Annotated in this window: 20 protein-coding genes; 16 read left to right on the forward strand and 4 right to left on the reverse strand. The window is 57.3% G+C overall.

Features of this window, described 5'->3' with window-relative positions:
* Positions 1-251 precede the first annotated feature (251 nt).
* The 3 genes from ACR0AY_RS16445 (at position 252) to ACR0AY_RS16455 (ending at position 3,913) form a co-directional block, all read left to right on the forward strand.
* Positions 252-1,406 (forward strand): phosphoserine transaminase, encoded by a 1,155-nt coding sequence (locus tag ACR0AY_RS16445; RefSeq protein WP_170514947.1) that lies wholly within the window; start codon positions 252-254, stop codon positions 1,404-1,406.
* Between the two features lie 58 nt (positions 1,407-1,464).
* On the forward strand, positions 1,465-3,060 hold the full coding sequence (gene serA / locus ACR0AY_RS16450) for a phosphoglycerate dehydrogenase (RefSeq protein WP_170399107.1): 1,596 nt from the start codon (positions 1,465-1,467) through the stop codon (positions 3,058-3,060).
* 124 nt (positions 3,061-3,184) lie between these two features.
* On the forward strand, positions 3,185-3,913 hold the full coding sequence (locus ACR0AY_RS16455) for a metallophosphoesterase family protein (RefSeq protein ID WP_170514944.1): 729 nt from the start codon (positions 3,185-3,187) through the stop codon (positions 3,911-3,913).
* 3 nt (positions 3,914-3,916) lie between these two features.
* Here ACR0AY_RS16455 and ACR0AY_RS16460 read toward each other — a convergent pair whose 3' ends face one another.
* From ACR0AY_RS16460 to ACR0AY_RS16470, 3 genes are all read right to left on the reverse strand, one after another.
* Positions 3,917-5,434, reverse strand: a complete 1,518-nt coding sequence (locus tag ACR0AY_RS16460) for a malonate--CoA ligase (protein WP_170514941.1) — start codon at positions 5,432-5,434, stop codon at positions 3,917-3,919.
* Between the two features lie 78 nt (positions 5,435-5,512).
* Entirely contained in the window at positions 5,513-6,217 is a 705-nt protein-coding gene (locus ACR0AY_RS16465; RefSeq protein ID WP_170399103.1) for a GntR family transcriptional regulator, read from the reverse strand.
* Positions 6,218-6,223: 6 nt separating this feature from the next.
* Entirely contained in the window at positions 6,224-7,579 is a 1,356-nt protein-coding gene (locus tag ACR0AY_RS16470; protein WP_170514938.1) for a formimidoylglutamate deiminase, read from the reverse strand.
* Positions 7,580-7,660: 81 nt separating this feature from the next.
* Here ACR0AY_RS16470 and hutI point away from each other — a divergent pair, with 81 nt between their 5' ends.
* From hutI to ACR0AY_RS16510, 8 genes are all read left to right on the forward strand, one after another.
* A complete protein-coding gene (hutI, locus tag ACR0AY_RS16475; RefSeq protein WP_170514935.1) occupies positions 7,661-8,866 on the forward strand; it encodes an imidazolonepropionase in 1,206 nt (401 codons plus the stop codon).
* On the forward strand, positions 8,863-10,398 hold the full coding sequence (gene hutH / locus ACR0AY_RS16480) for a histidine ammonia-lyase (RefSeq protein ID WP_170514932.1): 1,536 nt from the start codon (positions 8,863-8,865) through the stop codon (positions 10,396-10,398). Before hutI ends, hutH begins: the two co-directional genes overlap by 4 nt.
* A complete protein-coding gene (gene hutG, locus ACR0AY_RS16485) occupies positions 10,398-11,189 on the forward strand; it encodes an N-formylglutamate deformylase (RefSeq protein ID WP_170399094.1) in 792 nt (263 codons plus the stop codon). The genes hutH and hutG overlap by 1 nt, the downstream gene beginning before the upstream one ends.
* A gap of 1 nt (position 11,190) precedes the next feature.
* Positions 11,191-12,873 carry a urocanate hydratase gene (gene hutU / locus ACR0AY_RS16490; RefSeq protein ID WP_170399092.1) on the forward strand — a complete coding sequence of 561 codons (1,683 nt, stop codon included), beginning with the start codon at positions 11,191-11,193 and terminating at the stop codon, positions 12,871-12,873.
* 68 nt (positions 12,874-12,941) lie between these two features.
* Positions 12,942-13,820, forward strand: coding sequence for a phosphoserine phosphatase SerB (gene serB, locus ACR0AY_RS16495; protein WP_170399090.1), 879 nt, complete (start codon positions 12,942-12,944; stop codon positions 13,818-13,820).
* 39 nt (positions 13,821-13,859) lie between these two features.
* The gene (locus ACR0AY_RS16500; RefSeq protein ID WP_170399088.1) at positions 13,860-14,189 is read left to right on the forward strand and encodes a metalloregulator ArsR/SmtB family transcription factor; all 330 of its coding nucleotides are present in this window, start codon (positions 13,860-13,862) and stop codon (positions 14,187-14,189) included.
* Positions 14,177-14,605: an SRPBCC family protein gene (locus ACR0AY_RS16505; RefSeq protein WP_170399086.1), complete on the forward strand. Its 429-nt coding sequence runs from the start codon at positions 14,177-14,179 to the stop codon at positions 14,603-14,605. Before ACR0AY_RS16500 ends, ACR0AY_RS16505 begins: the two co-directional genes overlap by 13 nt.
* Before the next feature lie 22 nt (positions 14,606-14,627).
* The gene (locus ACR0AY_RS16510) at positions 14,628-14,948 is read left to right on the forward strand and encodes a YciI family protein (RefSeq protein WP_170399083.1); all 321 of its coding nucleotides are present in this window, start codon (positions 14,628-14,630) and stop codon (positions 14,946-14,948) included.
* A gap of 3 nt (positions 14,949-14,951) precedes the next feature.
* Here ACR0AY_RS16510 and ACR0AY_RS16515 read toward each other — a convergent pair whose 3' ends face one another.
* Positions 14,952-15,950, reverse strand: a complete 999-nt coding sequence (locus ACR0AY_RS16515; RefSeq protein WP_170514928.1) for an asparaginase — start codon at positions 15,948-15,950, stop codon at positions 14,952-14,954.
* Positions 15,951-16,129: 179 nt separating this feature from the next.
* Here ACR0AY_RS16515 and ACR0AY_RS16520 point away from each other — a divergent pair, with 179 nt between their 5' ends.
* From ACR0AY_RS16520 to ACR0AY_RS16540, 5 genes are all read left to right on the forward strand, one after another.
* Positions 16,130-16,663, forward strand: coding sequence for an invasion associated locus B family protein (locus tag ACR0AY_RS16520; RefSeq protein WP_170399079.1), 534 nt, complete (start codon positions 16,130-16,132; stop codon positions 16,661-16,663).
* A 176-nt stretch (positions 16,664-16,839) separates the two neighbouring features.
* Positions 16,840-17,010 (forward strand): hypothetical protein, encoded by a 171-nt coding sequence (locus ACR0AY_RS16525; RefSeq protein WP_170399076.1) that lies wholly within the window; start codon positions 16,840-16,842, stop codon positions 17,008-17,010.
* A gap of 157 nt (positions 17,011-17,167) precedes the next feature.
* Positions 17,168-17,488, forward strand: a complete 321-nt coding sequence (locus tag ACR0AY_RS16530) for a lysozyme inhibitor LprI family protein (RefSeq protein ID WP_170514925.1) — start codon at positions 17,168-17,170, stop codon at positions 17,486-17,488.
* A 77-nt stretch (positions 17,489-17,565) separates the two neighbouring features.
* Complete coding sequence (rlmN, locus tag ACR0AY_RS16535; RefSeq protein WP_170399071.1) at positions 17,566-18,753, forward strand: dual-specificity RNA methyltransferase RlmN; 1,188 nt, start codon at positions 17,566-17,568, stop codon at positions 18,751-18,753.
* Positions 18,754-18,977: 224 nt separating this feature from the next.
* Complete coding sequence (locus tag ACR0AY_RS16540; protein WP_170425939.1) at positions 18,978-19,601, forward strand: cytochrome P460 family protein; 624 nt, start codon at positions 18,978-18,980, stop codon at positions 19,599-19,601.
* Position 19,602: the final 1 nt, after the last annotated feature.

The following is a 19,602-nucleotide window of genomic DNA, read 5'->3' on the forward strand; positions in this document are numbered from 1 at the left end:
ACCTCATCTGCACATGCCCTCCAATGACCGAATACATGGACGCAGCAGAGTAAACCTCAATCAATAAACCCCCGCCAACTGGCGGGGGTTTTCGCCCATCGGAAACCTGTGTTCCGATCTGAGCCTATTTCCAGTGTCGTTTTCCGCTGATGAAGCGTCTTTTACGCTTGCTGCAGGTGCAAACGACCCATACCTCTGTGCGTGGGACACCCCTCCCCAACGAGGGGCGTGTATCTGGAAGGGTAATACACATGACTATCGAACAACCGGCGACGCGGCCGGCCAACCCGCGTTTTTCCTCGGGCCCCTGTGCCAAACCCCCCACATTTGATCTGACCAAACTGGCGGATGCCGCCTTGGGCCGCTCGCATCGGGCTGCGGTTGGCAAGGACAAGCTGAAGGCGGCCATTGAAGGCACGCGAGAGATTCTAGGCATTCCAGCGGATTATCGCATCGGCATTGTACCAGCTTCGGACACCGGTGCGGTTGAGATGGCGCTTTGGTCTTTGCTGGGTGAGCGCAAAGTTGAAATGCTGGCCTGGGAAAGCTTTGGCGCGGGGTGGGTGACTGATGTGGTCAAGCAACTGAAAATCGACGCTGAAGTGAAAACCGCCGAGTACGGGCAGATCATTGATCTCGCGTCCGTCGATTTCGCCAACGATGTGGTGTTCACATGGAACGGAACGACTTCGGGTGTGCGGGTCCCAGATGGCGACTGGATCGCCGATGATCGTCAGGGTCTGACGATCTGTGACGCGACATCCGCTGCGTTCGCGATGGACTTGCCATGGGACAAGTTGGATGTGACAACGTTCAGTTGGCAGAAGGTTCTAGGCGGAGAGGCGGCTCATGGGATGCTGATCCTGTCTCCGCGCGCGGTCGAGCGCTTGGAGAGTTACACCCCGTCATGGCCTTTGCCGAAGATCTTCCGACTGACCAAAGGTGGCAAGCTGATTGATGGGATATTCACCGGCGCGACGATCAACACACCCTCAATGCTCGCGGTTGAGGATTACCTTTTCGCGTTGGATTGGGCGCGTTCAGTCGGAGGCTTGCAGGGGCTGATTGCTCGTGCGAATGCCAATGCTGGCGCGGTTCATGCGTTCTGCGACCAAAATGACTGGATCGCCAATCTGGCCGAAGACTCGACAACTCAATCAAATACATCGGTCTGTCTGAAGTTCACCGATACGCGCATTCAAGATGGTGCCGTTTTTGCCAAAGCCGTCGCCAAACGGCTTGAGGCCGAAAACATTGCGCTTGATATCGGTGCCTATCGCGACGCCCCTGCGGGTCTGCGCATCTGGTGCGGCGGCACGGTTGAGACATCAGATATCGAGGCGATGCTGCCCTGGCTTGCATGGGCTTTTGAAGCCGAGATTGCAGCGCAAACCGAAGCTGCCTGAACTTTTCTACCGGGCCGCATCCGGCCCGGACCTTCCACAATGTTCAAGGACCAAAAATATGGCTCCCAAAGTACTCGTCTCTGACAAGCTGAGCGAAACCGCCGTTCAAATCTTCCGCGACCGTGGCATCGACGTGGATTTCATGCCCGATCTGGGAAAGGATAAAGACAAGCTGGCCGAGGTGATCGGTCAGTATGACGGCCTCGCCATCCGTTCTGCCACCAAAGTCACGCCAACCATTCTGGAGAAGGCAGACAAGTTAAAAGTCATTGGTCGTGCCGGGATCGGCACCGACAATATCGACAAGGATGCGGCCTCGAAAAAAGGCGTGATCGTGATGAACACACCGTTCGGCAACATGATCACCACCGCCGAGCATGCCATCGCGATGATGTTTGCCGTGGCGCGGCAGATCCCCGAAGCCAGCACCTCGACCCATGCGGGTAAGTGGGAAAAGTCCAAGTTCATGGGGATTGAGCTGACCAACAAGACCCTGGGCGTGATCGGCGCGGGCAACATTGGTGGCATCGTCTGCGAGCGTGCTTTGGGTCTGAAGATGAAGGTTGTCGCCTATGATCCCTATCTTGGCGAAGAGAAAGCCGCGCAGATGGGTGTGGAAAAGGTCGAATTGGACGAGCTTCTGGCCCGCGCTGACTTTATCACTCTGCACGTGCCGCTGACCGATCAGACGCGCAATATCCTCAGCCGTGAGAATCTGGCCAAGACCAAGAAAGGCGTGCGCATTGTCAACTGCGCCCGTGGCGGTCTGGTCGACGAGGACGCGCTGGCCGAGGCGTTGCAATCGGGTCATGTCGCCGGTGCGGCCTTTGACGTGTTCAGTGAGGAACCGGCCAAGGAGAACGCCCTGTTCAACCTACCCAATGTGGTTTGCACACCGCACTTGGGTGCGGCCACGACTGAGGCGCAGGAGAACGTGGCGCTGCAAGTGGCCGAGCAGATCTCGAATTACCTGCTGACCGGAGCGGTCGAGAACGCACTGAACATGCCCAGTGTGACGGCAGAGGAGGCCAAGGTCATGGGGCCGTGGATCAAGCTGGCCGGGCATCTGGGCAGCTTCATTGGTCAGATGACGGATGAGCCGATCAAGGCAATCAACATCCTCTATGACGGTGTCGCTGCGAACATGAACCTGGCTGCGTTGAATTGTTCGGTCGTTGCCGGGATCATGAAGAAATTCAATCCCGAGGTGAACATGGTCTCGGCCCCGGTTGTCGCGAGAGAGCGTGGTATCCAGATATCGACCACCAATCAGGACAAATCCGGTGCGTTCGAAGGCTATATCAAGGTCACTGTGGTGACTGAAAAGCGTGAACGCTCAATCGGTGGCACGGTGTTCAGCGACGGCAAGCCGCGGTTTATTCAGATCAAGGGCATCAATATCGATGCCGAGATCGGGGCGCATATGCTCTATACGACTAACGAAGACGTGCCGGGCATCATTGGTGCTTTAGGACAGACCATGGGCGAGAACGATGTGAACATCGCGAACTTTACTCTTGGACGATCCGAAGCCGGCGGTGAGGCGATTGCGTTGCTTTATGTTGATGAACCGGTACCAGCCGAGGCGCGCGCCAAACTCGCCGAGACAGGTCTGTTTACTCAGATCAAACCGTTGGAGTTTGACGTGGCCTGACGGTCGCTGTTGAACTTCTGTGACAGATTGATGCCCGCGCTTGTCCAAAGCGTGGGCATCGCCTTTTCAAAGTGCTGATTTTGCGCCAGAAGTGCGGCAATCACCATTGCCCGAGGGGAAGCTGATGACCAATCCGATCTACGCAATTGGAGATTTGCACGGCCGCGTGGATGAGTTCGAGCGCTCCTTGGCGCTGATCGAACGCGATGGCGGCCCCGATGCCGAGATCGTGTATCTGGGCGATTACGTTGATCGGGGCCCCGACAGCCGGGGCGTTCTGGATCGGCTGATCGCTGGTCGCGATGCGGGCAAGCGCTGGATCACTCTGCTGGGCAACCATGACCGGATGTTTTCATGGTTCCTCGAAGATGTCCCGCGTCACGATCCGCATATGTTGGTCGGATATCATTGGCTGCACGAGCGGTTGGGTGGTGTCGAAACACTACAAAGCTATGGCGTGTTCTTCGATCAGCAGACACGGCTCGAGGATCTGCATGCAACAGCGCGGGGTGCGGTTCCCGATGCGCATCGGATATTTCTGCAAGGGCTCATCGCCATGCATCAAACGCGCGAGATTGCTTTTGTCCATGCGGGCATTCGGCCCGGTATTCCGCTGAGCGAACAACGGGAAAATGATCTGGTCTGGATCAGGCAAACCTTTCACAACCACCGAGGTCCGCATCCGAAACTGATCGTCCATGGGCATACGCCGGTGGATCAATCAACGCATTACGGCAATCGCATCAACCTGGATAGCGGCGCAGGGTATGGCCGCCAGGTTGGCGTTGTGGTGTTCGAAGGACAGGATTGCTGGTTGTTGACGGACAAGGGTCGCGTTGCGCTTTTGCCTTGAAGATCAGGTCTTGGTGAAAAGGTCTTTGCAGCGGTCACGCAGGATGTTCTTTTGCACCTTGCCCATTGTGTTGCGGGGGAGCTCGTCCAGCAGGATCAACTGGCGGGGATGTTTGAACCGGGCGAGCGCGTCCCGAACCGCACCCATGATGGCCTCGATATCTGGCGTGTGACTAGGGGCAGGGACCAGAATGCCAACCGGGGTTTCTCCGAAATCCGGATGCGGGACGCCAATTACCGCGCTTTCCAGCACGCCGGGTTGTTCGTCTAGCAGCAGCTCGATCTCTTTGGGATAGATATTATACCCGCCCGAGATGATCAGGTCTTTCTCGCGCCCGACGATATGGACATAGCCGTCCTCGTCGATCCGACCCAGATCGCCAGTGATGAAGAACCCGTCTTCACGCAGTTCTGCGGCGGTTTTGTCGGGCATTTGCCAGTAGCCCTGAAACACATTGGGACCGCGCACCTCGATGATGCCGATCTCACCATCTGCTAGGGTTTGACCTGTTTTGGGGTCTGTGACCTTCAGTTCAACATCCGGCAGGGGAAATCCGACCGTTCCCGCCCGGCGTTCGCCGTCATAGGGGTTAGAAGTGTTCATGTTCGTCTCGGTCATGCCATAGCGTTCCAGGATGCGATGACCTGTACGGTCTTCAAATTGGACGTGGGTATCTGCCAGCAAAGGCGCTGAACCTGAGATGAACAGCCGCATATCCTGAGTCAGATCTTGGGCGAAGCGGTCGTCGCTTAGCAGGCGGGTGTAAAACGTCGGCACCCCCATCATCGCCGTTGCCTGTGACATCAGGCGTAACATATCTTCCAGGTCGAACTTCGGCAGAAATATCATCGACCCGCCCGATGCGAGTACGACATTTGTCGCAACAAACAGTCCATGCGTGTGAAAGATCGGCAGCGCGTGCAACAGCACGTCATCATCTGTGAATCGCCATTCCTGCACAAGGGTCTCCGCGTTCGACAGCAGATTCGCCTGCGTCAGCATTGCCCCTTTCGAACGCCCCGTCGTGCCTGAAGTATATAGAAACGCAGCCAGATCATCTTCTGATCGGTGTGCCGGCTGAAAGGCCGGAAGCATCCCAAGTGCACGCCGCATCAGGCTGCCTGAACCGTCGGCGTTCAGTGTTTCAAGCCGGGCATTGTTCTTTTGCGCGATCTCGGCAAGCCCTGCCTCGTTTGCCTCATCGCACACCACCAGTGAGGCGCCGCTGTTTTCGATGAAATAGCTTAGCTCTTGCGTCGTATAGCCCGTATTGAGAGGTAGAAAGATCAGCCCCGCTTGGGCACAGGCGGCATAAAGCGCCAGTGCCTCAACGGATTTCTCCACCTGCACCGCCACGCGGTCGCCCGGTTCCATTTCCAGTCCTGTCATGGTGTTGGCCAGACGGGCCGCCGTGTCCAGAAACGTGGCATGGGTCAAAGTCTGACCATCCGGAAGGTGCAAAAATGGCGTATCCTTGCCTGCATGGATGCCCAGCAAACGATCATAAAGCGGGTTGCCCATCCCGATATCCTTTCCAGCAGACGCGCACATTCTGCAGCAAATCTGTCGTGGAATTGGGGAAGCGTAAAGCCCGGACAATCAGAACTCGGTCGTCATCCGATATCCGGCCGCAAAATACATCTTGGCAAACGTTACCGGCTGACCCTGCAGCCATGTGATACGCTCGGCAGTAAAAACGGGTTCACCCTCGGGAACGTCCAGAAATCCGGCCAAAGTGGTATCGGCGCGGCTGGCCAGAAAGGTCAACTCGACATTGGTGAACGGGACAGTTTGCACCAGCCAGTCATTGGGTCCGACGCTAGAGAAATCTGCCTGCGTGACCTGAGGTACGCTGTCTATCACGATCCAGCGGTCTTCGAACTGAAAAGGTGAATTGCCGGAGAAATGCATGCATCGCACGTGCATCACACTTTGATCAGCACGTAGGGCCAACCGGGCCGCCAGCCAGTCTGGGGCGATCTGCGTTTCACATGACACAAGAGCGTAGCGATAGGTTCCGCCCGCCGCTTCGATTTCATCTCGGACCAGAGGAATTGTGAAGCGCGCCTGTCGCTGCGGTGCGCTAAGGACCCGGGTGCCTGCCTTTCGGCGCCGTTCAAGAAACCCTTCATCCGCCAGTTCCCGCAGTGCTCTGTTGACTGTGGTGCGGGTGCACGAAAACTCGACCGCTAATTCTTGCTCATTGGGAAGCAGAGCGTCGGGCTGCAACTCGCCCGAGCGGATCCGGCGCAGGACGGTTTGCTTAATGTCTTTGTAGCTGGTTGTGTCGCTGGTTTGGGTCATATCAGTTCAGATGTCTTCCAAAAGGTCATTTATCGCGGCACGATAATTGTTCAGGATCGCATCGCGGGCGATATGGCGCCCGCCGCTCACCTGATGTCGCCCGGCAGACCAAAGGTCGGTCACTGTTCCGTCAGGCGCGGCAAAGCTCAGGCCGTCAATCAATTGATCGTCGCGCAAAGTACACAGGGTGGGGTGACTTCGATCGATCGCAACCAGATCGGCCAGATGACCTATTGCGATCTCTCCGGCGTCGCGCCCCAGCGCCTGTGCGCCACCGCGGGCGGCTCCGGTATACAGCGTTTGACCGACCGAGCCTTCGCCACGTACCAGCACAGTGCGGGCCTTGTCGCGCAGACGTTGAGAATACTCCAGCGTACGCAATTCCTCGGGCAGCGAAATACGCACATTCGAGTCTGAACCGACACCAAAGGCACCGCCCTGCTCGATGTAGACGGCACCATTGAAAATACCATCCCCCAGATTGGCCTCTGTGATCGGGCAAAGACCGGCCACAGCCCCGGATCGGGCAAGAGCGCGGGTTTCATCGTCTGTCATATGAGTGGCATGGATCAGGCACCATCGTTCGTTCACATCCACGTTGCTCAGCAGCCAATCTACCGGTCGTTGACCCAGAGCGGCTTCTACATCCGTGACCTCCTTCTCTTGTTCAGAGATGTGGATGTGCACCGGGCCTCGTGGGGTAGCGTTCAGCACTTGCCGTAGATCATCAGGCGAGGTCGCACGCAGAGAGTGCGGCGCGATGCCGATCTGGCTGTCTGCATAAGGCATCAGCGGCTTACAGTCCTCGACAAGCTGCAGGAACCTTTCCACATCATTGCCGAACCGCAATTGACCACCGGTCAGAGGCTCTTGCGCGACGCCGCCATAGGTGTAGAGCACCGGTAGATGTGTCAATCCAATCCCGGTTTGGCTGACTGCCGAGAAGATGCGCTGACTCAGCTCAGACAACTGCGCATAAGGCGTGCCGCCGGGTTGGTGGTGGACGTAGTGGAATTCCCCGACCGCAGCATACCCGGCTTCCTGCATCTCCATATAGACCAATGCAGCAATGGCCTCGATCTGTGCAGGAGTGAGGCGGTCCAGAAATCGGTACATCAAGGTACGCCAGGTCCAAAAGCTTTCGCGCCCCGCTACGCGCGTTTCGGTCATGCCCGCCATGGCGCGTTGAAAAGCATGGCTGTGCAGGTTCGCCAAAGCGGGCAGCAACACGTCGACCCGAGTGTCTTCGGGATTTGGCTCGGTCCCTGATTTCAGCGCAGCGATCCGACCGTCTTCGATTTCGACTCGTAGGTTGTGCACCCACTCAGAGCCTAACAGGGCCGTTTTAGCATGAACCGTCATCGTAATTCCATTTTGTGTAGACTTTATATTTTTAGCCGTATACGAAAAAATCAAGCGCAGGGGGAGCCCAAAAGAATCGCCATGACGAAAAAAACTGTTCTTCGTAGCAAACATGTAGCCACCATGGGGGGCGACCAACCCTATGGGATGATCGAGGATGGTGCGATTGCCATCGATGGGTCGGAAATCGTTTGGGTTGGCGCTCGGTCGGCAATGCCGCCGTCATATGCCGAGTGGCCGCAGAACGACTATGGTGACCGCTTGATCACGCCTGCTCTGATTGATGCTCATACTCATGTTGTGTTTGGCGGCAACCGCGCGGTTGAGTTCGAAATGCGCCTGAAGGGCGCGACCTACGAAGAAATTGCCCGCGCGGGTGGAGGCATCCTGTCGACCGTAAACGGCACGCGGGCAGCAACAGAAGAAGAGCTGCTTGCAGGCGCGCTTTCGCGCGTGGACGCATTGCTGGCCGAAGGTGTGTCCTGCATCGAGGTGAAGTCGGGTTATGGGCTCGATACCGAAACCGAACTGCGTATGTTGCGCGCGGCGCGCCGAATAGCGCGGGAGCGCCCTATTCGGGTCAACACCAGTTTTCTTGGCGCACATGCCGTTCCGCCAGAATATGCGGGTCGGGATGACGCCTATATTGACGAGGTCTGCATTCCGACACTGCGCGCGGCCCATGCCGAAGGGCTGGTGGACGCGGTGGATGGGTTCTGCGAAGGCATTGCATTTGATCCAACACAGATCGAACGGGTTTTTGTTGTCGCGCAAGAGCTTGGCCTACCGGTGAAGCTGCATGCTGAACAACTTTCAAATCTAGGTGGGGCTAAGCTGGCGGCAGCTTACGGAGCGATATCCGCTGATCATATCGAATATCTGGACGCCGACGGCGTTACCGCCATGGCTGGGGCCGGAACGGTCGCGGTCCTGCTGCCCGGCGCGTTTTATACGCTGCATGAAACGCAAGCTCCGCCGATTGAATTGTTGCGCCAGAAGAATGTTCCCATAGCACTGGCGACCGATTGCAATCCGGGGTCCTCACCCCTGACTTCTCTGCTGCTAACAATGAACATGGGGTGCACTTTGTTTCGCATGACGCCTGAGGAAGCATTGGCAGGTGTTACGCGCGTCGCGGCCCGTGCTTTGGGTCTGGATGATACCGGCGTGATCGCGCCCGGATTGCGCGCTGATCTGGCCGTCTGGGATGCCACTCACCCTGCAGAGCTGTCCTATCGCATCGGCTTCAACCCTCTGCATAAACGTATTTTTGGAGGTCTGGAATGACACCTCTGTTGCTTGTCCCCGGTCAGGTTTCGCTGGAACAGCTTGCCCAGATCTACTGGACCGAAGCCGCCATTTCGCTTGACGTCGCCTGCCGACCCAAGGTTGAGGTCGCTGCTGCACGCATTGCGCAGGCTGCCGAAGGAAGCGAGCCCGTCTATGGCGTCAACACCGGCTTTGGCAAACTGGCGAGTCACAAGATTGCGGCCAAAGATACCTCAACCCTGCAGCGCAACCTGATCCTCAGCCATTGTTGCGGGGTGGGTCCGGCAGTGCCGCGTCGTCTGGCGCGGCTGATGATGTCACTGAAGTTGCTGTCATTCGGCCGAGGTGCTTCGGGTGTCCGCTGGGAACTTGTCGAATTGCTGCAACAGATGCTGGCGTGTGGTGTGACACCTGTGATCCCGGCACAGGGTTCGGTCGGCGCGTCTGGCGATCTTGCGCCACTGGCCCATATGACCGCTGTGGTGATCGGTGAGGGCGAGGCAGAGGTGAACGGTGTTGTTATGCCGGGTGCAGAGGCTCTGAAAACAGCTGGGCTAGAGCCGATTCAACTTGGTCCAAAGGAGGGCCTTGCGTTCATCAACGGGACGCAGTTTTCGACTGCCTTTGCTCTGGCCGGATTGTTCGAAGGTTGGCGTTCAGCACAAAATGCGCTGGTGATTTCGGCGGCTTCAACTGATGCGATCATGGGATCCACCGCCCCTCTGCAACCCGAGATTCACGCGTTGCGCGGGCATCGTGGGCAGATCGAAGCGGCGGCGGCGATGCGGGCCACTCTGGAGGGCTCTGAGATCCGCGAAAGTCACCGTGATGGGGATACGCGAGTGCAGGATCCATATTGCATCCGATGCCAACCACAGGTGACCGGCGCAGCGATGGATGTGATCCGGCAGGCGTCCGCAACTCTTGTAACTGAGGCCAACGCGGCCACTGATAATCCGCTGGTTCTGACCGATCCGGATGCAATCGTTTCGGGCGGGAATTTCCACGCCGAGCCGGTAGGCTTTGCCGCCGATATGATTGCTTTGGCCCTGTCAGAGATCGGGGCGATCGCACAGCGTCGGATCGCATTAATGGTCGACCCGGCGCTTAGCTTTGATCTGCCGCCCTTCCTGACGCCCGAGCCGGGGCTTAACTCGGGTCTGATGATCGCCGAGGTCACGACGGCTGCGTTGATGAGCGAGAACAAACATCTGGCCAACCCATGTGTGACCGACAGCACACCTACATCGGCCAATCAAGAAGACCACGTCTCGATGGCTGCCCACGGGGCGCGGCGTTTAGGCCGGATGGTTGATAATTTGAACTATATTCTGGGGATCGAACTGCTCTGCGCCGCGCAAGGCATCGAGTTCCGCGCACCTCTTGCGACCAGCAAAGCGCTAACCAGCGTGGTTGGGCGTTTGCGCGACGATATCCCGTCGCTTGGCGATGATCGCTATCTGGCGCCTGAATTGGAAACCGCGAAGTCCCTAGTCGAAAGCGGAACTATTTTGCAGGCAGCTGCAATGCCCATGCCGGAGCTGTCGTGATGCAGGTTTTCAGTGTTCAGCGTGGCGATGGGCCCATCGTGCTGGGACAGCCGCATGGCGGTACGTATGTGCCCGACGACATTGCTGCGCGACTGAATGCGAATGGGCAGGCGCTGGCGGATACGGATTGGCATATCAATCAGCTCTACGATGGGCTCGTTGCCAACGCGACGGTCGTGCAATCCCATATCCACCGCTATGTCATTGACGCTAATCGAGACCCTGCGGGCGTATCATTGTATCCTGGGCAGAACACAACAACTCTGGTGCCGTTGACCGATTTTGACGGTCAGCCGATCTGGACCGAGGGGCAGGAGCCCTCAGTCGATGAGATCGAGGTACGTCGAACCGCCTACCACGCGCCCTATCACAACGCGCTTGAGCAAGAGCTTGAAAGGGTGCGGGCAATACACGGTGTTGCGATCCTGTTTGACTGCCACTCGATCCGAAGCAAGATTCCGTTCCTCTTTGAAGGCACCCTGCCAGATATGAACATCGGCACCGATGGTGGCGCGACCTGTGCCCCCGGCATTGAGGCCGCGGCCTATGAATTTTCGCATTCCTCCCCTTACAGCACCGTCCTGAACGGGCGATTCCGAGGGGGTTGGACGACCCGCCACTATGGCCGTCCTGATGAAGGCCAACACGCGATCCAGATGGAGTTGGCGCAATCTACCTATCTGTCCGCCGAAACCCCTCCGTGGGCGTTTGACGAGGCGAAAGCCAAGCGCCTGCGTCGCTGGTTGGTGGATATTCTCGACGCCATCCAAGACACTGCATTGGAGCTTTGACATGACCGATCCTCGCAAGAATACCCGCGATATCTATCCGCCCACCGGCCCCGAACTGAACGCAAAAAGCTGGGTGACCGAAGCGCCGTTGCGGATGATGATGAATAACCTGCATCCGGATGTGGCCGAAAACCCGCACGAGCTGGTGGTTTATGGCGGCATCGGTCGCGCGGCGCGGACATGGAACGATTTCGACCGGATCGTCGCAGGGCTGAAAGATCTGGAAGAGGATGAAACCCTGATCGTCCAGTCGGGCAAACCGGTGGCGATCATCCGCACCCATAAGGATGCGCCTCGGGTTCTGATCGCCAACTCAAACATCGTGCCTCATTGGGCCAATTGGGATCACTTCAACGAGCTCGATAAGAAGGGGCTGATGATGTACGGCCAGATGACGGCCGGTTCGTGGATCTATATCGGTACGCAGGGCATCGTACAGGGCACCTACGAAACCTTTGCCGAGGCTGGCCGTCAGCACTATGGCGGCGACTTGACTGGCAAGTGGATTCTGACCGGCGGTCTGGGCGGCATGGGTGGCGCACAGCCTCTGGCGGCAGTGTTCGCCGGGGCCAGTTGTTTGGCGGTCGAGTGCAATCCGGATTCTATCGATTTCCGCCTGCGCACCAAGTATCTGGACGAAAAAGCCGAGACTCTCGACGAAGCGCTTGAGATGATCGACCGCTGGACCAAGGCGGGCGAGGCGAAATCTGTGGGTCTGCTAGGCAATGCGGCTGAGGTGTTCCCCGAAATTTATGCGCGGATGCAGGCCGGTGGCATGCGCCCCGATATCGTCACTGACCAAACCAGCGCCCATGACCCGATCAATGGGTATCTGCCGATTGGCTGGAGCATGGCGCAGTGGAAGGACAAGCGCGAAACTGATCCTAAAGCGGTTGAAAAGGCCGCCCGTGCCTCGATGAAACAGCATGTCGCTGCAATGGTCGATTTCTGGAACGCGGGCGTTCCGACGCTGGATTACGGCAACAACATCCGTCAGGTGGCGCAGGATGAAGGCTTGGAGAATGCCTTTGCCTTCCCCGGCTTTGTGCCCGCCTATATCCGGCCGCTGTTCTGCAAGGGCATCGGCCCGTTCCGCTGGTGTGCATTGTCGGGTGACCCCGAGGATATCTACAAGACCGACGCCAAGATGAAGGAGCTGTTCCCCGAGAACGAGCATCTGCATCGTTGGCTGGATATGGCGCAGGAACGCATTGCGTTTCAGGGTCTGCCCGCACGTATATGCTGGATCGGCCTTGGAGATCGCCACCGCGCGGGGCTGGCCTTCAACGAAATGGTTGCCAATGGCGAGTTGAAAGCGCCTGTTGTCATTGGCCGAGACCATCTGGACTCGGGCTCGGTCGCCAGCCCGAACCGCGAGACCGAGGCGATGCTGGACGGCTCGGATGCAGTGTCGGATTGGCCGCTGTTGAACGCTCTGATCAATACGGCCAGCGGTGCGACCTGGGTCTCGCTGCATCATGGCGGCGGCGTGGGCATGGGCTTTAGTCAGCACGCGGGTGTTGTGATCTGCGCCGATGGGACCGATGATGCCGCGCGGCGATTGGAGCGCGTTCTGTGGAACGACCCTGCCTCAGGCGTCTGGCGTCACGCAGATGCGGGGTATGAGATCGCGAAAGACTGCGCTCGCGAACATGGGCTGCGCCTGCCTGGTATTCTCGGTTAGATCAATCTGCCTCTGGTGAAAATGCTGCACCTGCGATATCCCGCAGGTGCGCTAATCGGAGGCCTGACATGTATGTAGCTACTCTGCTGACCAACCCTGCGGCCCCTTCTTTAGAGGCGACGCTGGTTGAGTCGTTGCGGAATGCATGGGGCGGGGGTGATGCGAACTGGCTGAGCCTCGATGAGGCGGCCGAGTTTTCCCTGCCAGAAATTCCCGACAATCGCTGGGACGTTTGGGGCGAGTTGCAAGAGATGGGCGTGGACCTGGTCGTGCAAAAAGCTGACGGTCGCCGGAAAAAGATGCTGCTGGCCGATATGGACAGCACCATGATCCAACAGGAATGCATCGATGAACTGGCTGATGAGGCTGGTGTCGGTGATCGGGTCAAGGATATCACCGCGCGTGCAATGAACGGCGAGCTGGATTTCGAAGGTGCGCTGACTGAGCGTGTGGGCTTGTTGAAAGGGCTGGATGAAAGCGTGATCGGCAAGGTTCTGAATGAACGGATCACGCTGATGCCCGGCGGCAAGGCGTTACTTGCCACGATGCGCGCGAATGGGGTCTATGCAGCGCTGGTCTCGGGTGGGTTCACGGCTTTTACGGCTAAGGTCGCCGAAGAGCTTGGGTTTGATGAGAACCGGGCGAATACATTGCTGGCTGAGGATGGCAAGCTTACCGGCGACGTGAAGCGGCCCATTCTTGGGCGACAGGCCAAAATAGAGGCATTGGAGCAGATCACAACACGCCTAGGTATCTCCGAGGTTGACGTGATTGCCGTTGGCGATGGAGCGAATGATCTGGGAATGTTGGGTCGGGCGGGGACGGGTGTCGCGTTGCACGCCAAGCCTTCGGTCGCTGCCGAATGTGATGTCCGCATAAATCACGGCGATCTGACAGCGTTGTTGTATCTGCAGGGCTATGGCAGGTCAGAATTTCAAGGCCTCTAAGGGGCTTCCTTTAATTTAACTATTGTGTTAAATAAAGCCATGAATACGCTTCTGGTCACATTCTCCGCTTTGTCTGATGCCACTCGGTTCTCGATTGTCGAGCAACTGATGGACGAAGGCGAACTGCCCGTCGGTAATTTGATAGAAGGCAAGGGCATGTCAGGGGCCGCGATCTCGCGCCATTTGAAGGTTTTGCGCGAGGCCGGGTTGGTGCAGCAGCGGGTACACGGCACGCAACGGATGTACTCGGTGCAGCCCGAGGGTCTGCGCGCGATAGCCGAATGGACGATTTCGAAACGACATTTCTGGGAAAGCAGCCTCGACCGTTTGGAAGAGCTTATTGAAAGGGAAAATTCATGGCCGACCTGAAACTGGAACGAGATTTTCCCGTTAGTCCCGAGGTCCTGTTCGCATGGGTCAGCGATGGTGCGAAGCTTCTGCAGTGGTGGGGGCCCGAAGGGTTGCATGTACCGGAACATGATCTCGACTTTTCGCGCATTGGTCCGTGGTATTCGGTTATGCAGAATGGCGAGGGTCAGCAGTTCAAAGTCTCGGGTCACGTTACCCATATCGATCGACCAAAATCTGTTGGATTTACGTGGGCTTGGCATGACGATCAGGACCAGCGCGGTGCGGAAAGCCATGTGACCTTTTCGGTTACCGCGACCAACAGCGGATCACGGCTGGTGGTTGATCACCGTGAACTTGTCGATGCCGAGTCGGCCACGAACCACAACGAAGGCTGGACATCGTCGCTGCGCAAACTCGAAGCACTTTGCAAATAGGTTTTCATCAGGGAGGAGCGATATGCCCCAATATTTGTTTGTTTATCACGGGGGTCACACCCCAACCGATCCCGCCGAGATCGAGGCGACCATGGCCGCTTGGGGCGCTTGGTTTCAGGAAATCGGCGGCTCATTAGAGATTCCGGGAAATCCTGTAGGCCAGTCCTACACGGTCAGCAGTGGTGGGATCGAAGACAATGGTGGTGCAAACCCGGCCTCGGGTTTCACGGTGGTCAAGGCTGATAGCATTGACGCCGCAACCGAGATGGCCAAGGGCTGCCCGATGGTTGTGAACGGCTCGGGTTCGGTCGAGGTGGCCGAGGTCCACGAGATCGAGATGTAATCCTCAGCCGGGGAAGCCCGGTGCAGGTTTGATAGCGCCGCATTCCAGCCCACGACGGCTATACTGTGTGGCATTCATGAATTTGCGAGTGGCCGGGTGATCGGCCTCTAGCACACCTAAATGCACTAGAATCGCGGCAATGGCGCATTCGCTGGCGCGGGTAGTGCCGTCAGTGATTTTAAGCGCAACGCCCATGCGCTTTTCAGGGATGATGGCAACAAAGACGGCCTCGGCCCCTGTCTTGATTGCAACGCGCCCGTTCATCGCTCGCATCAACTCGGTACAAGCGCGAGTTTCACCTGCGACAAGTTCGGGATGTTTCACCATCGCTTCTGTGAGCTGCACCGCTGCTTCGCTGGAGCGGTCCGAACGGTCTGCGGCAGAGGCAAACCAAGCCATTGATCGCGCAAGCCCTACCAGTGATGTCGCAAAATTTGGGGCGGAGCACCCGTCGATTCCGTAGGTGGGACTGGTTTCGCTTGTGGTTTCTTCGATGGCAGACAGGCAGGCCTGCTGAACAGGATGATCTATTTCCAAGTATTCCGGCCCGGCCCCCATATGCTCCGCCAAAGTAAGGAAGCCGCAGTGCTTTCCTGAGCAATTGTTGTGAATCTGGCAGGGTGCATCGTCCGCAAGAATCAACCCGTCGCGGGCCGCCATGTCGGCAGGTTCCTGTGGGCCGCAGCGCAGATCGGGCTCGGACAGACCGAGATGATCGAGCCATGCGGACACGCGGTCAGTATGGATATGCGCCCCGTTATGTGAAGCACAGGCCAAGGCCAGATGCTCGCTGTTCAAACCGTATTTTGCAGCCGCACCCGAGGTGATCAGCGGCAGGGCCTGGATCATTTTGGCCGAGGAACGGGGATAGATCACCGCGTTTGGATCACCCCAGCTGCGCACGATCTGACCACTATCGTCACAGATCACTGCATGGCCCATATGCAGGCTTTCCAACAGTGACCCGCGCCAGAGTTCTGTCATTGGTACGGCTTGTGTCATGTCCACCCCATCAATCATGCGCAAAAATCTGCCAATCGCCCTTTCGCCTGTGGCGAAACCTGCGTTAGTGTGTGTATGTCGACAATCATCGGAATACGCAACTGAACAGACGAACCGGCAGAGTTCGCACGTATTTCCGATGGGTATGAGGTAATAGGTCGGGCTAGGAGGCTGAACCGATGGGATTAAAGCTCGTCCGCGTAATCGCGGGCCTGTGCATGGCAGGAATGGCGACAACGGCAATTGCGCAGCAGGCGACCAGTACCAATCGCGTCGCTGCAAAAACGGACTGGAGCGTGTTTGTCGAGGACGACCCAACCGAATGCTGGAGCGTTTCTGCCCCGAAAGAGACCGTGAACACACGCGGTGGCCGGGTCGTTTCCGTTCGGCGCAGCGATATCCTGCTGTTTGTGTTCTATCGCCCGAATGCCGAGGTTAAAGGGCAGGTGACCTTTACCGGCGGCTATCCGTTTGCGTCTGGTTCTACTGTCAATTTGGTTGTCGATGGCAGCGAGTTCGAGCTGTTCACCGATGGTGAGTGGGCATGGCCTGCGACCGCCTCGGATGATGCCAAGATCGTCACAGCGATGAAGCGCGGAAGTGAGGCGGTGCTGACCGCCCGTTCGGAACGTGGTACGCAGACCAAGGACACTTTCTCGTTGCTGGGCTTTACGGCCGCGATTGAAGACGCGGAAACGCGCTGCACGAACTAAGCCACAAGCAGATCAAATTCCGAAACCCCGCTTTCCGGCGGGGTTTTATTTGTTTGGTCCGATCCTGTGTGTTTTCAGAAATTTACGCTACGTAGAGCGGTGTTTCTTGATCCGTGTCAAAGCCTGCGTCCCCGTTTACTGAACTAATTAGTTCAGAATTTGTTGAGGAGTCGGCAATGAACTTAAGCAAAAACCTGGCAGTGCTCTTGATGGCGTCTGCGGTGATCCTTGCAGGTTGTGAGAAAGGATCGGAAACCTATCCGATAACGGGTGAGCAATGTGGTCCGGAAGATCCCGTAAAGACCCTGGATGCAGAAGATTGCTACATCCCGCCCGCAGTAAACTAACAACAGTGGGCCGCTTAAGTTTCTGCTTTAGTGGCCCATCTTGATTGGGCGCGCATCTTGATCTGTGATAGACAGATATCTCTGTCTGGAGGATTGATGGATGCGATGGGCATTTGTTTTTTTGATGTTTCCGATATCCGCAATTGCGGATCCAACTATGGAGTGTATTGACGCCGGTTCGCAGGTGGAAATTGGATCTTGTGTTTCGGATATGGAGTTGCGGGTAAACGCTGCGATAGACTCCAGCTATTCGCTGGTGCTTGGCTCCGCACAAGAACTGGACGAGGTCACTGGACGGGTCGTCGCTGTGCCTGCGCTGGAGGCCTCGCAAAACGCGTGGGTGGCCTATCGCGATGCGCAGTGCGAAGCGGTAGGTGCTTCGTTCGGCGGAGGATCGGGTACGGGGATCGCCATCACAGCCTGTCGGGTTGACCTTGGCCGGGCGCGGGTTGACGAATTGTTGCGTTACGCAAATTGAAGCACGAATTCTTTTGATCTTTACGTGTGTTCCTATATAGAGGCGCATCCCAAGCCAGAATCCACCGAGATACGCCAATGTCGCCCAAAGCGCCGATCACTCAAGACGTCATGACCATCCCCCGCAAACTGCCCGAGGGGAAGATGAACCTTGTCGGTTTGACCCGCGATCAATTGCGTGAGGCGCTAATTGAACACGGCACGCCCGAAAAGCAGGCGAAGATGCGCACGGGGCAGATTTGGCAATGGATCTACCAATGGGGTGTGCGTGATTTTGGTGAGATGACCAATCTGGCCAAGGCCTATCGCGCGCAACTGGCCGAGCAGTTCGTAATCGAAATCCCCGAAGTCGTGACCCGTCAGGTCTCAGAGGACGGCACCCGCAAGTATCTGTGCCGTATCGCGGGCGGGCACGAGGTTGAGGTTGTCTATATCCCTGAAGATGATCGCGGAACGCTATGCATCTCATCTCAGGTGGGCTGTACGCTGACTTGTTCCTTCTGCCACACGGGCACGCAGAAATTGGTGCGCAACCTGACAGCGGCCGAAATTGTCGGGCAGGTCATGATGGCGCGTGACGATCTTGAGGAATGGCCAACACCGGGTGCGCCCAAAGATGAAACACGCCTGCTGTCAAATATCGTGCTGATGGGTATGGGCGAGCCGCTTTACAACTTTGAAAACGTCCGTGACGCAATGAAGATTGCGATGGACCCCGAGGGGATTTCTCTGTCCCGTCGCCGCATCACGCTGTCGACCTCGGGTGTGGTACCCGAGATCGCGCGCACGGCTGAAGAAATTGGATGCCTGTTGGCGATCTCGTTCCACGCTACCACTGATGAAACTCGCGACGTACTTGTTCCGATCAACAAGCGCTGGAATATCGAGGAACTGCTGCAGGCGTTGGCCAGCTATCCCAACGCGTCGAATTCTGAACGGATCACGTTCGAATACGTGATGCTGGATGGCGTGAACGACAGCGACGAAGACGCGCATCGCCTGATCGCACATATCAAGCGCCATAACATCCCGGCCAAGATCAACCTGATCCCGTTCAACGAATGGCCGGGCGCGCCCTACAAGCGCAGCTCGAACAATCGTATCCGCGCCTTTGCGAACATCATCTATCAGGCGGGCTATGCCTCACCCATCCGCAAAACGCGGGGTGAGGATATCATGGCGGCCTGTGGCCAGTTAAAATCGGCCACCGAACGGGCCCGGAAATCGCGAAAGCAGATCGAGGCTGAAGCCGGGCTAAACCGCTAAGGGCATGCGCCGTGGCTTCACGCGAAAAACTTAATGAATTGAGTGCTGTTTCCTTGTTCAAAATTTGGTATCTTCGGCGCAGACCCGCTCTGGATGGGGAACTCACCGACAGACACAAGGTGGTGAGATTGCCGGGGCGGTGCTGGTAACACCAATTAAGGCCGCTACCATTTTCTGAAGCAAAGCGGCATTTAGGCGAACTGATCAGTCAGGGAGGCCACAATATGATTGTAAGTCACCGGCAAGTCTTGGGTATCGCGGCTGTTCTGGCGATCTCGGGATTTGTTCTCCACGCGGCATCTGCTCAGACCAAAGATCAGGATGCGCATTTGGCGATTGAAAACCCAGCTGATCTGACCAAGGAGCAAGCGCAGAAACACTATCAGTCATTGATACGACGCATGTCGCGGGGTTATGCGGCGGCACAGATGGACTTGATCCGAAACTATCAGAACTGGCCTTTGTTCAACGATGCGCCCTACATCTCGGCCACGCATGGGCAGCGCTATGTCAACAGCTATGCGAACCGCATGGCCCACAACTACGGCACATTGCAAGAAGGCGAAGAGCTGCCTGCAGGCTCGGTCCTAGCCAAAGACAGTATGACTGTCACAGATGAGGGCAATATCCATCCCGGTGCCCTGTTCGTGATGGAGAAACTGCCAGAAGGCACCAACCCGGAAACAGCCGACTGGCGTTATATCATGGTGATGCCAGACGGTTCGCTGTTCGGTGATACGATGGGCTTTCGCGCGTCAGAGGTCGATTACTGCCATGTCTGCCACGAGGCCGTCGCGGACCGGGACTATACGTTTTACGTACCCGAAGAGTATCGTGTCGCAGAGTGAT

It is taken from the genome of Ruegeria sp. A5 (assembly GCF_056543005.1).